Annotated in this window: 11 protein-coding genes and 2 pseudogenes; 10 read left to right on the forward strand and 3 right to left on the reverse strand. The window is 68.0% G+C overall.

Annotated features, from left to right (window positions below; genetic code table 11):
• The first annotated feature begins 26 nt into the window (after positions 1–26).
• From AC1VAN_RS01595 to AC1VAN_RS01635, 9 genes and pseudogenes are all read left to right on the forward strand, one after another.
• Positions 27–1,457: an ammonium transporter gene (locus AC1VAN_RS01595; RefSeq protein ID WP_032978013.1), complete on the forward strand. Its 1,431-nt coding sequence runs from the start codon at positions 27–29 to the stop codon at positions 1,455–1,457.
• 288 nt (positions 1,458–1,745) lie between these two features.
• Entirely contained in the window at positions 1,746–2,492 is a 747-nt protein-coding gene (locus tag AC1VAN_RS01600) for an N-acetylmuramoyl-L-alanine amidase (protein ID WP_032978016.1), read from the forward strand.
• A 51-nt stretch (positions 2,493–2,543) separates the two neighbouring features.
• Positions 2,544–3,623 (forward strand): annotated as a pseudogene (gene mltA / locus AC1VAN_RS01605) (murein transglycosylase A); the annotation flags it as partial.
• Positions 3,624–3,732: 109 nt separating this feature from the next.
• Complete coding sequence (locus tag AC1VAN_RS01610) at positions 3,733–4,035, forward strand: hypothetical protein (RefSeq protein WP_480985148.1); 303 nt, start codon at positions 3,733–3,735, stop codon at positions 4,033–4,035.
• 83 nt (positions 4,036–4,118) lie between these two features.
• Positions 4,119–6,164, forward strand: coding sequence for a TonB-dependent receptor (locus AC1VAN_RS01615; RefSeq protein ID WP_313116361.1), 2,046 nt, complete (start codon positions 4,119–4,121; stop codon positions 6,162–6,164).
• Between the two features lie 163 nt (positions 6,165–6,327).
• On the forward strand, positions 6,328–7,389 hold the full coding sequence (locus AC1VAN_RS01620; RefSeq protein WP_032978300.1) for a two-component system sensor histidine kinase NtrB: 1,062 nt from the start codon (positions 6,328–6,330) through the stop codon (positions 7,387–7,389).
• Positions 7,382–8,830 (forward strand): nitrogen regulation protein NR(I), encoded by a 1,449-nt coding sequence (ntrC, locus tag AC1VAN_RS01625; protein WP_442252380.1) that lies wholly within the window; start codon positions 7,382–7,384, stop codon positions 8,828–8,830. The genes AC1VAN_RS01620 and ntrC overlap by 8 nt, the downstream gene beginning before the upstream one ends.
• Before the next feature lie 93 nt (positions 8,831–8,923).
• Positions 8,924–9,493, forward strand: coding sequence for a superoxide dismutase family protein (locus AC1VAN_RS01630; RefSeq protein ID WP_025875951.1), 570 nt, complete (start codon positions 8,924–8,926; stop codon positions 9,491–9,493).
• Between the two features lie 33 nt (positions 9,494–9,526).
• Positions 9,527–10,159, forward strand: a complete 633-nt coding sequence (locus AC1VAN_RS01635; protein WP_080150281.1) for a superoxide dismutase family protein — start codon at positions 9,527–9,529, stop codon at positions 10,157–10,159.
• Positions 10,160–10,274: 115 nt separating this feature from the next.
• Here the strand turns inward: AC1VAN_RS01635 and AC1VAN_RS01640 are convergent, their stop codons facing one another.
• Positions 10,275–11,162 carry a hypothetical protein gene (locus tag AC1VAN_RS01640; protein WP_025875947.1) on the reverse strand — a complete coding sequence of 296 codons (888 nt, stop codon included), beginning with the start codon at positions 11,160–11,162 and terminating at the stop codon, positions 10,275–10,277.
• Positions 11,163–11,255: 93 nt separating this feature from the next.
• Between AC1VAN_RS01640 and AC1VAN_RS01645 the strand changes: the two genes are divergently transcribed.
• Positions 11,256–12,551, forward strand: a complete 1,296-nt coding sequence (locus AC1VAN_RS01645; RefSeq protein WP_088100805.1) for an acetyl-CoA C-acetyltransferase — start codon at positions 11,256–11,258, stop codon at positions 12,549–12,551.
• A 123-nt stretch (positions 12,552–12,674) separates the two neighbouring features.
• Here AC1VAN_RS01645 and AC1VAN_RS01650 read toward each other — a convergent pair whose 3' ends face one another.
• Together AC1VAN_RS01650 and AC1VAN_RS01655 are read right to left on the reverse strand one after the other, a co-directional pair.
• The gene (locus tag AC1VAN_RS01650) at positions 12,675–13,982 is read right to left on the reverse strand and encodes a heme biosynthesis HemY N-terminal domain-containing protein (RefSeq protein ID WP_032978029.1); all 1,308 of its coding nucleotides are present in this window, start codon (positions 13,980–13,982) and stop codon (positions 12,675–12,677) included.
• A 6-nt stretch (positions 13,983–13,988) separates the two neighbouring features.
• Positions 13,989–14,515 (reverse strand): annotated as a pseudogene (locus AC1VAN_RS01655) (uroporphyrinogen-III C-methyltransferase); the annotation flags it as partial.

Raw genomic sequence — 14,515 nt, forward strand, 5'->3', positions numbered from 1 at the left:
GTAAGCCCCCTTCCGGAGACTCCCCCATGAAGATGCGCCTTCTCACCGGGTGGCAAGCCCGGTTCCATCTGGTGTGCCTGCTGATTCTGTTCAGTGCGCTGGCCGCCGGTGTCTGGCCAGGCAGTGCACATGCCCAGGCCCAGGTCACGCCGCTGCAGAGCGAAGCCGTGGCCGTCGAGCCCTTGCAGGACCCGACCGCCGCTGCGCCTGCGGCTGCCGAAGCGGTGGCCGCGCCCGCCTATGACCATGGCGACGTCGCCTGGATGCTCACCTCCACCCTGCTGGTGCTGCTGATGGTGGTACCGGGCCTGGCCCTGTTCTACGGCGGCCTGGTGCGTTCGAAGAACGTGCTGTCGGTGCTCAGCCAGATCCTGGTGGTGTTCTCGCTGGTGCTGCTGTTGTGGGTGGCCTATGGCTACAGCGCAGTGTTCAGCGCCGGCAATCCGTTCTTCGGCTCGTTCACCGAATTCGCCTTCCTCAAGGGCTTCGCCCCGGAGTCGGTGGGCAACACGCCGATCAAGGGACTGCCGGACTACCTGTTCGTCGCCTTCCAGTCGACCTTCGCCGGCATCACCACCGCGCTGATCGTCGGTGCCTTCGCCGAGCGCATCAAGTTCCGCGCGGTGCTGCTGTTCTCGGCGCTGTGGTTCACCCTCAGCTACATCCCGATGGCGCACATCGTCTGGGGCGGCGGCTACCTGGGCGAACTGGGCGCGATCGATTTCGCCGGTGGCACCGTGGTGCACATCAACGCCGGCGTGGCCGGTCTGGTGGCTGCATGGTTCGTCGGCAAGCGGCTGGGCTACGGGCAGACCGCGTTGAAGCCGCACAACGTGCCGTTCACCTATATCGGCGCGATGCTGCTGTGGGTCGGCTGGTTCGGCTTCAATGCCGGTTCTGCCGCCGCCGCCGACACCGTCGCCTCGCTGGCCTTCCTCAACACTGTGCTGGCGACTGCTGCAGCGGTGCTGGGCTGGACGCTGGTTGAAGCGATCAGCAAGGGCAAGCCGTCGGCACTGGGCGCGGCCTCGGGTGCGGTGGCAGGCCTGGTTGGCATCACCCCGGCGTGCGGTACCGTCGGCCCGCTCGGCGCGATCGTCATCGGCCTGGTTGCCGGCGTGGTCTGCGTGTGGGGCGTGACCGGCCTCAAGCGCCTGCTGAAGGTGGACGACACCGCCGACGTGTTCGGTGTGCATGGCGTGGGTGGCATCGTCGGTGCGATCCTCACCGGTGTGTTCAGCGCGCAGTCGCTGGGCGGCACCAAGGCCGATCTGGATATCGGCCACCAGGTGTGGGTGCAGGTGGTCAGCGTCGGCCTCACCGTGCTGTGGTCGGCCGTGGTGACCGCAGCCATCCTGCTGCTGGTCAAGGTGGTGGTCGGCCTGCGGGTCACCGAGGAGGCCGAGCGTACCGGCCTGGATGTCACCTCGCATGGTGAATCGGCCTACGAGGCCTGATGCATCTACATGGTGGGTGCCGACCGTTGGTCGGCACTGCATCTGCTCTGGTAGGTGCCAAGCTTGCTTGGCACTGCTCCTGCGCTGGATTGCTCCTGCTCTGGAGGATGCCGACCGTTGATCGGCACTGCATCTGCTCTGGTAGTTGCCAAGCTTGCTTGGCACTGCTCCTGCGCTGGACTACTCCCGCTCTGGTGGGTGCCGACCGTTGATCGGCACGGTCGGTGGCCCAGCCACGCATGGCGTGGCTCTACTGCATCGTCCGGGCTTATCGCGCACAATCGGGGCATGCACCCGATCCGCACTTCCCTGATGCTCTCGGCCTGCCTGCTGCTGGCCGCCTGTGCCTCCACGCCGCAGGAAACCCGCAACCCGCTTGCCACCTGGGTGCCGTCGCCGAACCAGAACGCGCGCACGCCGGTCATCATCGTCATCCACCACACCGAGCAGAAATCGGTGCAGCAGAGCCTGCACACGCTGCGTACCGCCAACAGCGGCGGGCGGGTCAGTGCGCATTACCTGATCGGCGCCGATGGCCATCGCTACCAGCTGGTGGCCGATGAGCGCCGCGCCTGGCACGCCGGTTCCGGGCGCTGGGGCACCATCACCGATCTGAACTCCGCGTCCATCGGCATCGAGCTGGACAATGACGGTCGTACGCCCTTCAGCCCTGCGCAGATCGAATCGCTGATCGTGCTGCTGCGCGACCTCACCGAACGGCTGAATATTCCGCCGCGGCAGGTGATCGGTCACGCCGACCTGGCGCCGACGCGCAAGGAAGATCCCAGCCGCTTCTTCCCGTGGCAACAGTTGGCCGAAGCCGGTTTCGGCGTGTGGCCGCGCGCTGCCGATGGTGCTGCGCCGGAAGGATTCGATGCATGGGCCGCGCTGGCGCGCTTCGGTTATCCGCTCGACAACCGCGAAGCAGCGGTACGGGCGTTCCACCGCCGTTTCCGTGGCAGCGACACCCTGCCGAAAGTCCTCGACGCCGAAGACGCGCGCATCCTGCATTCGCTGTTGCTGCAGACCCCGTAGCCGGTAGCGCCGGGCCATGCCCGGCGAGCGCACCGCGCGGGATCCGCTTCTCGCAACCGGCCTGAAGCGCCGGCCGTTGCCAAGCCCGCTGCCGCCACCTACGCCAAGGTCGACTGGAACACGTTGCCGGCCGTATCCGATACCGACCTGCAGGCCGGCTTCGCCGCTTGGCGCAGCAGCTGCACCCGCCTGAAGAACGATGCGACCTGGGCCAAGCCCTGCGCGACCGCCAGCACCGTGTCCGACAAGGACGCCAGCGCGATCCGCGCATTCCTGCAGCGCGATCTCGATGTCTATTCCCTGCGCGCCGGCGGCCATCGCGCCGACGGCCTGATCACCGGCTATTACGAGCCCATCTATCCGGGCAGCCTCACCCGTACCGACACCGCCACCGTGCCGGTGTACGGCACACCCGATGATCTGGTGGTGGTGCAGTTGGACAGTGTCTATCCCGAACTGAAGGGCAAGCGCCTGCGCGGTCGCGTGGAGGGCAAGGTGCTCAAGCCCTACGACGATGCCGGCAGCATCGCCAGCAAGGGGGCCAAGGCGCCCGTGCTGGCCTGGCTGACCGATCCGATGGACCTGCAGCTGCTGCAGATCCAGGGTTCGGGGCGGGTGCGCCTGGCCGATGGCAAGCAGGTGCGGCTGGCCTATGCCGAACAGAACGGCCATCCCTATCGCGCGATCGGCCGCTGGCTGGTGGAGCAGGGCGAGCTGAAGAAGGAAGACGTCACCATGGACGCGATCCGCGCGTGGGCGAAGGCACATCCGGCGCGGGTACCGGAACTGCTGCGCAGCAATCCCAGCTACGTGTTCTTCGTGCGCAGCGCGGACAGCCCGGAAGGTCCGCGCGGTTCGTTGAACGTGCCGCTGACCGCCGGCTACAGCGTGGCGGTGGACCGCACCGTGGTGCCGCTGGGCAGCCTGCTGTGGCTGTCCACCACGCGCCCGGACGGCACGCCGGTGGTACGCCCGGTGGCCGCGCAGGACACCGGTGGCGCCATTGCCGGCGAGGTACGTGCCGATCTGTACTGGGGCAGCGGCGATGCCGCCGGCAAGCTGRCCGGCGACATGAAGCAGCAGGGCAACCTGTGGCTGCTGTGGCCGAAGGGTGTGGCGTTGCCGCAGTAGGTCAGCAGGGGGCAGATCCCCCTCCGCAGGAAAGGGATCTGACCCCCATATGCCTGATAATGGCGCCATTCCGAACTTTCCGGTCGCGCATGCGGCCAGGACCCATGCAATGAAATACGCAAAGAACAACGCAAAATCCAACACGAAGAAGTACTACAAGCACTGGGCCGAATCGGGCCTGGGCAAGGGCAACGTGCTGATGGAAGCCCGTGGCGAGAAGATCGTGCGCCAGGTGGAAATCTACGGGGCCAAGGTCGTGTGGGCCGATGAAACCGGCCATAGCGATGACCRCTTCGTGCTGGCCGACCAGCCGGTGTCGTTCATGGACTTCGACGAAGACGACGAGATCAGCGCGCGCGAGTTTGAAATTGCCTGGAAGAAGGCCCGGGAAGCCACCGGCTACCCCGTCTAAGGTCGAGGGAGCTGCAGTCATCGGATGGCTGGCGGAATCGAAATGTTATAAAGTTTCATTTCCAGCCTCCCGCCCGCCCCCTGATGAAGACTCCCACGCTGGTGGCCGCGCTCGCGGCCGCCCCGTTCGCCCCTGAAGCATTCGCCCAGTCCGCCGACGCCGCGCTCACCCTGGGCAAGGTCGATGTGCACCAGCACAGCGAGGGGCAGCTGAGCGCACACCAGGTGCTGACCTCGGTGGACGTGCTGGGCGCGGACCAGATCGAAAACCGCAACGTGTCGCACAGCTGGGAACTGCTCGGGCAGATGCCCGGCATCCAGCTGACCGAAACCCGGCAGGGTGCAGAGTCGGGCAAGGTCAGCTTCCGCGCCTTCAACGGCGAGGGCTACCTCAATGCCATCAAGACGCTGATCGACGGTATCCCCAGCAACGTCAACAGTGGCAACCAGCGCTTCATCGACATGCTGTTTCCGCTGGAAATCAGCTACATCGAAGTGGTGCGCGGTACCAACGATCCGCGCTACGGCCTGCACAACATCGGCGGCAACGTGAACTTCGGCACGCGCCAGGGCGGCACCTACACCGACGGGCGACTGGCCTATGGCAGCTACAACACCCGCGATGTGCAGCTGGCGGTGGGCCGCGAAGCCGACGGCTTCGCGCAGAACTACTTCGTCGGTACCCAGGCCAGCGACGGCTACCGCGACCACGACAGCTCGAAGAAATACGCGTTGGGCGGCAAGTGGTTCTTCGGCTCGCTGGAGGAGGGGCTGCGCATCGGCCTGACCGCGCGCGCCTACCATCACGAGGCCGACGAACCCGGTTTCATGACGGCGGAAGAGCTGCATGCGGGCCGCCGCCGCAGCGACCTGCGCAACGCCAATGACGGCGATGACCGCGACATGCGCCAGTTCGCCGCGCACCTGGACATGAAGCTGTCCGACGTGGTGACCTTCGGCACGCGGCTGTACTACAACCGCTATGAAGACGACCGTCGTGTGACCTTCAGTGACCTGCCCAGCGGTAACCTGCCGCGCCAGCGTCGTGTCTGGGACGAGCGCCAGGCAGGCCTGCTCGGCACGCTCGCCTGGCAGGCCAGCCCCATGCTTACCGTGGAAGGCGGGCTGAACTACGAGCAGCAGGACAATGGCTACCGTCGCGAGCGCTACGCCTACGCCGAGCCCACCGATTTCAGCCAGGTACCGGCACGCGTGCAGAACAACGACCGCCACAGCTTCGACAACTGGGGCGCCTACGTGCAGGCCATCTACCAGCCGGTCGAAGCGTGGAAGATCGTGCCGGCCTACCGCGTGGACCGTTTCAGCGGCCACACCCGGCTGATGAATGGCGCCAACGGCCGCCTGCAGGACTACGGCAGCATCGGCCAGCCCAAGCTGAGTGTCATCCACAGCCTGGGTGAGCACACCCACGTCTACGCCAACTGGGGCCGTACCTTCCAGGTGCTGACCGGTTCCACCGCGCCGGCCTACCTCACCCCGGGGCAGGCACCGATGCAGCCCTCCACCAACACCGGCATGGAGCTGGGCCTGAAATTCCAGCCCTTCGCCGGCAGCCAGGCCCGGCTGGCGGTATGGCAGCAGGACGCGGAAAACGAAGTGTCCAACATGCCGGCCACCGGCACCACGGTCACGCTGGGCAAGACCCGCCGCCGAGGCGTGGATGCGCAGATCAGCGCGCAGCTGGGTGACGCGTGGACGCTGTGGGCCTCGCATGCCTACCAGGAGGCGAAGATCACCCGCGACGACCGCGCCGCTGGCGTGACCCTGCAGGGACGCGARGTGGCCGCCACCCCGCGCCACATCAGCAACCTCGGCCTGGACTACCAGGCCAGCGATGCCCTGCAACTGGGCCTGCAGGCGCGCGCGCAGGGCGATTACTACCTGGAAGAGCGCAACGCCACTGGCAAGTTCGGCGGCTTCGCCGTGCTCGACCTCAGCGCGAAGTATCAGATCACCCCGGCCTGGAGCGTGGACCTGCAGCTGAAGAACGTGACCGGCCGCGAGTATGCCTACGCGTGGTACGACAGCTTCTTCTGGGACAGCGCCCGGCCGATGTTCTCGCCCGCCCCGGGCCGCGCGGTCTTCGTCGGCCTCAACATGAAGCTGTAACCGCAAAGCCGGTAGTGGTCGAGCTTGCTCGACCTGCAGGGGGCAGAGCCCTTTCCTGACGGAAAGGGATCCGACCCCGGACCCCGCAGCGCAAGGGGTCAGATCCCTTTCCGCGAGGAAAGGGCTCTGACCCCACACCCACGTTTTGCACTACATTGGTGCAATGTCCGACCCCACGCCCCCGCCGTCCCTCGATGCCCTCGGCACGCCGCTGGCCTGGGCCGGGCCCGATGGCCGCATCGCCGGCTGCAACCCGGCCTTCGCGCGCTGGCTGGGCGTCAGCGGCCGGCGCCTGCTCGGCCAGCCGTTGGCCGCGCTGGAAGTGCAGGGTGAGGCGCTGGCCCATTTCCTGGCCCGCGACGAGCGCGACAGCCTGCGCCTGAACCGGCTGGCGCTGGCGTTGCCGGGCGAAGCCGCGCGTTTTGCCGAAGGCTGGATGAGCCGCCGCGACGATGGCGGCTGGCTGCTGGAGGCGCATCCGGTCGATGAGTTCCCCGGGCTCGACCCGACCCAGGCCCTGCCCAGCGCGCTCAGCGCAGCGCTGAAGGGCCTGGCGCACGAACTGCGCAATCCGCTGGCCGGGTTGAAGGGCGCCGCACAGCTGCTGGCCCGCCGCGCGGCGCAGCGCGATGCCAGCGAACGCGAACTGATCGACCTGATCGGCTCGGAGATCGAGCGGCTCAATGGCTTGCTCGAGCAGCTGCTGTCACCAGCACCCGCCGCGCCACATGCGGCGCTGAACATCCACGCCGCGTTGGAGCGGGTGCTGCGCCTGGCCGAGAACGAGGCCGGCTGGGCCGTGCGCCTGCAGCGCGACTATGACCCCAGCATCCCCGAATTCGATGGCGACGCCGATCGCCTCACCCAGGCGGTATGGAACCTGGTGCGCAATGCCATCCAGGCCGGTGCCGGCAACATCACCCTGCGCACCCGCGTTGAACACGGTGTGCGCATCGCCGAGCAGCTGCACACCCTGGCGTTGCGGCTGGAAATCGCCGACGACGGCCGTGGCGTGCCCGAAGAACTGGCCGAACATCTGTTCCTGCCCCTGGTCAGCGGTCGCGCCGAAGGCACCGGCCTGGGCCTGGCGCTGGCCCAGCAGGTCGCGCGCGAGCATCGCGGCACGCTGACCTACCGGTCGCGCCCGGGCCATACCGTATTCACCCTGCTGCTGCCGATCGGCAACGGCACCGCCGCCGCCGAGGAGGCCCCGCGCGATGTCTGAGTCTTCCGCGTCCCCGCCGTGCATCTGGGTGGTCGACGATGACCGCGCCGTGCGCTTCGTGCTATGCACCGCGCTGCGCGAGGCCGGCTACCAGGTGGTCGACTTCGACAGCGCCGCTCCCGCACTGCAGGCGCTGGCCGATAGCCCGCCGCCTGCGCTGCTGTTCACCGACGTGCGCATGCCCGGCGACGATGGCCTGGTGCTGCTGGACAAGCTGAAGGCCGCGCTGCCGCAGCTGCCGGTGGTGGTGATGTCGGCCTACACCGACGTCGCCAGTACCGCCGGTGCGTTCCGCGGCGGTGCGCACGAGTTCCTGTCCAAGCCGTTCGATCTGGACGACGCGGTGGCACTGGCCCAGCGCGTGCTGCCTGCGGTGGCGCCGGCCATGGCCGCGCCGACTCCCGCGGCAGAAGCCGCCAGCGACCAGCCGCCGCAACTGGTGGGCGATACGCCACCGATGCGCGCGCTGTTCCGCGCCATCGGCCGCCTCGCGCAGGCGCCATTGGCGGTGTTGATCATCGGCGAAACCGGTACCGGCAAGGAGCTGGTGGCCAACGCGCTGCACCGCGAATCACCGCGTGCGCAGCATCCGTTCGTCGCGCTGAACACCGCCGCCATTCCCGCCGAGCTGCTGGAAAGCGAGCTGTTTGGTCATGAAGCGGGTGCGTTCACCGGCGCGCAGCGGCGCCACATCGGCCGCTTCGAGCAGGCCAACGGCGGCACYCTGTTYCTCGATGAAATCGGTGACATGCCGTTGCCGTTGCAGACGCGCCTGCTGCGCGTGCTCGCCCAGGGCGAATTCTTCCGCGTGGGCGGACGCGAACTGATCCGCGTCGACGTGCGCGTGGTCGCCGCCACCCACCAGGATCTGGAAGGGCTGGTCGCGCAGGGAAAATTCCGAGCCGATCTGCTGCACCGCCTGGACGTGGTGCGCCTGCAGCTGCCGCCGCTGCGCGAGCGCCGCGAGGACATCGCGCAACTGGCCACCACGTTCCTGGCCGCTGCCGCGCGCAGGCTCGATACGCCGCCCAAGCGGCTGACCGCCGCCGCCCTGCAGGCGCTGCGCGAGCACGACTGGCCGGGCAACGTCCGCGAACTGGAAAACGTGTGCTGGCGCATGGCCGCACTGGCCGCCGCCGACACCATTGGCGTGGCTGATGTTGATACCGCGCTCAACCGTGCCCGCAGCCGGCGCAGCAGCACGGCCGCCGGTGACCCGGGCCAATGGGAAGCGCTGCTGTCCGAATGGGCACGCCGGCAGCTGGCCGAGGGCACTGAAGGCCTGCACGCGCAGGTGCGCGAACGGGTCGACCACGCCCTGTTGGAGGCCGCCCTGCAGGTCACCCACGGTCGTCGCGCCGAAGCCGCCGCGCGCCTGGGCCTCGGCCGCAATACGCTTACCCGCAAGCTGGGCGCCGGTCGCCGCCGCGGCGGCCATTGAACGGTGCCTGCACGCGATCCTCGCACCCGCTTGCTGAACTGTTGATCCTCCATGGACGATGCCGTCCGTAGTGTTACCTGCAAGGAGTCCTCGATGCGTTTGTCCTTCGCCCTTCTGCCGCTGTCCGCTGCCGTGCTCCTGTCTGCCTGTGGCAGCGCACCGAAGAAGCCGCAGCCCACACCGCCGCCGGTGGTCACCACGCCCGTGGCCCAGCTGGCCGAAGCCAACCTGGCGCCAGCCTCGGCCAGCATCGTCAGCGGCCGTCTGGTGTTGAAGACCGAAAGCGGTGGCGTGCACTTGACCGGCCTGGTTGGCGGCCTGCAGCCGATGCAGCAGGCCGGCTTCCACATCCACGAGCGCGGTGACTGCAGCGCGGTGGACGCCAGCAGCGCCGGCAACCACTTCAATCCCGCCGGTGTCGCGCACGGTCGTGCAGGCAGCGGCAAGCACCACCTCGGTGACATCGACAACCTGCAGGCCGACGCGCAGGGCCGCGCCAACATCGATGTGCATCTGAAGGGCGTTACCCTGGGCGGAGGCGCCGCCACGGATATCGCCGGGCGTGCACTGGTCGTGCATGCCAGGGCCGACGACTATCGCAGCCAGCCCGCCGGCAATGCCGGCGTCCGCATCGCCTGCGGCGTGATCCGGGTAACCCGCTGATCACACCACCGGCATTTCCCAAGGAGAGTTTCCATGCGTCTGATCCACACTTCGCTGTTCGCGGCCATCGCTGCACTGGGCCTTGCCGCCTGCAACCAGCAGCCGGCAGCACCGGCAGCCGAAGCCCCGGCCACCACCCCGGCCGAAGGTTCGGCAGCGCCGGCCGACCCGGCCACTGCACCGGCTACCGCAGCGGCCCCGGCAGCCGATGCCTCGGCCACTGCCGAACTGGCACCGACCCAGGGCAATGAAACCAAGGGCTCGATCACCTTCAAGCTGGTCGACGGCAAGGTGCACGCATCCGGCCAGATCAGTGGCCTGAAGCCGGGCAGCGAGCACGGCTTCCACATCCACGAGAAGGGTGACTGCAGCGCGCCGGACGGCATGAGCGCCGGCGGCCACTTCAATCCGGGCAAGCAGGACCACGGCAACGTGGCCACCGATCCGCACCACGGTGGCGACATGCCCAACATCAAGGCCGACGACAAGGGCGTAGCCACCATCGACAGCCCGGTGTCGAGCAACGTCAACATCGGCAAGGGTGATGATTTCGACATCATCGGCCGCGGCCTGATCGTCCACGCCGACGCGGACGACTACAAGACCCAGCCGACCGGCAACGCCGGTGCGCGACTGGCGTGCGCGGTAATCAACAAGGCACCGTAAGAAAACGAAAACGCCGGCGCAAGCCGGCGTTTTTCAGTTGATCCGCCGGGCATGGCCCGGCGCTACCGTATTCCGTGGGTAGCGCCGGGCCATGCCCGGCGGCATTACCTGGACGTCAGCGCGCCAGCAGCTCGCGCGCGTCCTGGCCGGCTTCGCAATGCACGAACAGCACCGGCACACCGTGCGCTTCCAGCACCGCGGCCATCTGCCGCTGGCGCATCAGGAACTGCTCGTAGATGCCCTGCAGGCGCTCGCAGTCGCCCTTGCCGTGGTTGTAATGCGCGCACCAGCCGGCCGGGTCGAACAGCGCCATGCGCGCTTCGCCCTGCGTATAGCGCAGCAACGGCTCGGGCGCGTCACTCAGCCACTCGTCCTGGCCCGGGGCCATGATCGCGGTTTCAATCAGCGGCCACAGCGCGGCCAGTCCCTGGTTGTCGTACTGCATCGACATCATCGCGGCCAGATCGTTCACGGTGAAATAGCGTGCGTGCTCCACGCGTGCACCGAACGTGTTCTGTGCCATCAGCGCGGTATCGGCATGGGCCATGCCATTGGCCAGCAGCACCTCTTCCAGGGCATCGGCCACGGCTGTCGTGGTGGCCACGTCGGTACCGGTCAGCAGGAACGGCACCACCCGCAGGCCACCGCCTACCAAGGTAGCGTCGGCCTGGAACGGCAGCGGCACATCACCGCTGGCATCGGCGCCGAAGGCCAGCACGCGCGGGCCCTGGTTGCTACCGGGCGCGCGCATCTGCAGTTCTTCCAGGCGGCGATGGATCGGCCAGCCGGGGCGAAGCACTTCGGCCGGATCGAAATGGGCGGCGGCGAACACCAGGTCCAGCTCGGCCACCTGTGGCACCAGCTTGGACAGGTCGCGGCCGACGCGTTCGGCCAGTTCACCGGCCTGTTCAGCGCTGAGCACCGCCTGGCGGGGGATTTCGCCGCCGGCCAGTTCCAGGGCCAGCACGCCAAGGGCATTCATCGCAGGGTCGGGTTTGCTCATGGTTCCACGGTTGGCCCATCACAGGGCGGCAGCTACACTTGGCCCCATTATGCCTGCTCTGTCGTGCAGGCCATGTTGCAGACACCCTCATCCATGCCAGGTATCTCCATGCCCAACGCTCGTCCCGTCGCCATCCTCGGTGGCGTCCGCATTCCGTTCTGCCGGCAGAACACCGCGTATTCGGATGTCGGCAACCTCGGCATGTCGGTGCGTACGCTGGGAGCGCTGGTCGAGCGCTTCGGCCTGCACGGCCAGCAGCTGGGCGAAGTGGCGATGGGTGCGGTCATCAAGCACTCCAGCGACTGGAACCTGGGTCGCGAAGCCACGCTGTCCTCGGGCCTGTCGCCGTTGACCCCCGGCATCACCCTGCAGCGCGCCTGCGGCACCTCGCTGGACAGCATCATCACCGTTGCCAACAAGATCGCSCTGGGSCAGATCGARTCSGGCATCGGYGGYGGTTCGGACACCACSTCCGACGTGCCGATCGTGTAYGGCAAGAAGCTGCGYGCGCGCCTGCTGGCTGCCAACCGTGCCAAGAGCACCGGCGACAAGATCCGCGCACTGACCTCCGGCTTCAAGTTCGCCGAGCTCAAGCCGGAGTTTCCGGGCGTGGCCGAGCCGCGTACCGGCAAGAGCATGGGCGACCACTGCGAGGACATGGCCAAGGAGTGGAACATCTCGCGCGACTCGCAGGACGAGTGGGCGGTGTCTTCGCACAAGAAGCTGGCCGCAGCCTATGAGCGCGGCTTCTTCAACGACCTGATCGCACCGTTCCGCGGCGTCGAGCGCGACAACATCCTGCGTGCCGACACCTCGCTGGAGAAGCTGGCCACGCTGAAGCCGGCCTTCGACAAGGTATCCGGCCGTGGCACCCTGACCGCAGCCAATTCCACCCCGCTGACCGATGGCGCCGCCGCCGTGCTGCTGGCCAGCGAAGAATGGGCACGCGCACATGGCCACGAGCCGCAGGCCTACCTGCGCGACGCACACGTGTCGGCCGTCGATTTCGTGCACGGCGAAGGCCTGTTGATGGCGCCGACCGTGGCCGTGCCGGAGATGCTCAAGCGCAACGGCCTGACCCTGCAGGACTTCGACATCTACGAGATCCACGAAGCCTTCGCCGCACAGGTGCTGTGCACCCTGCGTGCGTGGGAGAGCGAGGATTACTGCCGCAACCGCCTCGGCCTGGATGCGCCGATGGGCCGCATCGACCCGGACAAGATCAACCTGCTGGGTTCGTCGCTGGCCACCGGCCACCCGTTCGCCGCCACCGGTGCACGCGTGATCGCCACGGCGGCCAAGCAGCTGGCCGAGCGCGGCGGTGGCCGTGCGCTGGTGTCGATCTGCACCGCCGGCGGCATGGGCGTGGTGGCGATCGTCGAACGTTGAACGCCACGGTAGTGCCGGCCGCTGGCCGGCAACGTTGGAATTGAAAACGCCGCCCGATGGGCGGCGTTTTTGTTATCCCGGCGGGCTCACACGCCAACCAAGGTTGGCGACTACCGAAGCGGGTCACGGCATCCGCGGGTTGCCAAACGCGTCGCGCTCTTCATTGGCGTCGTACACCGGCGGCAGCGGTGCAATCGACTGCTCCTCGACGGTCGCATGCAGCGGCGGGTCAACCACCGCTGCCGGTGCACGCACCAGCGCCACGCTGTCTTCGCCACGCTGCAGGCGCAGCGCGTTGGCCAGGCACTGCGCGGCCAGCACGTGTTCGCCACGTTGCGCGAAGGCTTCGCCCAGCGCTTCCCATGCAGGGGCACCGGCACCCGCGGCGATGGCTTCATGCAGGAACGCATCGGCCGCGTCCCACTGTTGCTGCGCCAGCGCGATGCGGCCCTGGGCCAGGCGCAGGGCCGCCGAGTCGTCATGCACGTTGCGCCAGCGCTGCAGGTTGGCCTGGCGCGTGGCCAGACGTTCGGCCGGCAGACGGCCATACACGGCCACCAGTTCGTCATCCCAGCGGTGGTCCAGCGCCTGCTCAAGCGCCAGCAGTGCCGGTTCGTCCCAGTCCAGTGCAACTGCACGGGTGGCGTAGGCGGCAACCACGTCCGGGGTCGGTCGCAGCGCCTTCGGCGTGGCTTCCCACTGCGCAGCCAGGGCGTTGACGTCGCCCGCTTCCAGCAGTGCCTGCGCGGCCAGGCGTGCTTCCAGCTCGCTGCTGGCCTCGGCCGGCAGCACCTTGGTCTGGCGCAGCGCGCCCAGCTGGCCGTAAGCCTCGTGCGCGCGGCCAGCACGTGCCAGCGCTTCGGTACGCAGCCACAGACCACGCGGCGGCAGCGGCTGGATCGCCGCCACATCCAATGCGTTGATCGCATCCACCGGCAGATCGTTGGCCAACAGCTGCTCGGCACGCAGCAGTGCCTGCAAGGTCGCATCGCTTTCGCCCAGGCGCTGCAGCAGCGCCTCTGCAGCGGGTGCATCGGCCCGCACCTGCGCGCTGCGCACGGCATTGGCCAGGGCAACCCCGCTCACTTCCGGATCCTTGGCGGCGCCATCCAGCAGCTTCTCGGCGCGCTGCCACTGGCCATGCTCATAGGCCAGCAGACCATCGATCAGGCGCACCCGGCCCTGCTTGCGGCGGTAGCGGCCCCAGGCACGGAACGGTGCGGCGATCAGGCTCCACAGCAGCCACAGCACCAGCACGCCGATCACCGACAGCAGCGCTACCTTCGGCAGGTTGCTGTGGTAGTCGTAGCCGCCATAGCGCAGGGTCACTTCGCCGTAGCGGTTCAGGTCATCGGTGCCGAGCCATTGCGCGGCAACTACGCCAATGGCCACGGCCAGCAACAGCACGACCAGTGATTGCAGGGGTTTCATACGGGCTTACCTCCGGTCGGTCTGGGTACGCAGTTGTTGCAGGGTGCTGCCAAGCACGGTGTCATCGGCCTGCAATGGCAGCGAGCGCAGGGCATGGAGTTCAGCACGTTGCGCGCGCAGGTCCGGTGAATCCGGCCAGCGCCGCTGCGCCCAGTGATCGATTCTGTTCAGCGCGGCATCGCGGCCTTTGCCGTCGCCGCGCTCGATCGCTGCGCGGGCCAGGGTCAGTTCCAGCTGCAGCGCCGTATCGATGGTGGCGCGCTCGGCCGACGTCAGCGGGCCGTTCAGGCGGCTCGGGGTGATATCCACGAAGGGCGCCAGCGCGGCCTGCCACCACGGTTTTGCGGTGTTGTTGGCCGGCGTCTGCGCGATCTGCGAAGGCAGGCCCTGCAGGGCCTTGCCCAGCGCGTCCAGGCGTTGCAGTGACAGCACGCGCGGGCCAGCGCCCAACGCATCCAGCGCGTTGCGTTCCTGCACCAGTGCCTGGCGCAGGTTCAGGCCGTCGCTGTCGGGCAGATCGGCCAATGCAGTGG

The sequence above is a fragment of the Stenotrophomonas sp. 05L44_2 genome (assembly GCF_056665995.1).

Excerpts from the sequence above, each read along its gene's own strand:
- AC1VAN_RS01595 (WP_032978013.1), top strand. The coding sequence starts at position 27 with ATGAAGATGCGCCTTCTCACCGGGTGGCAAGCCCGGTTCCATCTGGTG.
- AC1VAN_RS01600 (WP_032978016.1), top strand. The coding sequence starts at position 1,746 with ATGCACCCGATCCGCACTTCCCTGATGCTCTCGGCCTGCCTGCTGCTG.
- AC1VAN_RS01620 (WP_032978300.1), top strand. The coding sequence starts at position 6,328 with ATGTCCGACCCCACGCCCCCGCCGTCCCTCGATGCCCTCGGCACGCCG.
- AC1VAN_RS01630 (WP_025875951.1), top strand. The coding sequence starts at position 8,924 with ATGCGTTTGTCCTTCGCCCTTCTGCCGCTGTCCGCTGCCGTGCTCCTG.
- AC1VAN_RS01635 (WP_080150281.1), top strand. The coding sequence starts at position 9,527 with ATGCGTCTGATCCACACTTCGCTGTTCGCGGCCATCGCTGCACTGGGC.
- AC1VAN_RS01640 (WP_025875947.1), bottom strand. The coding sequence starts at position 11,162 with ATGAGCAAACCCGACCCTGCGATGAATGCCCTTGGCGTGCTGGCCCTG.
- AC1VAN_RS01650 (WP_032978029.1), bottom strand. The coding sequence starts at position 13,982 with ATGAAACCCCTGCAATCACTGGTCGTGCTGTTGCTGGCCGTGGCCATT.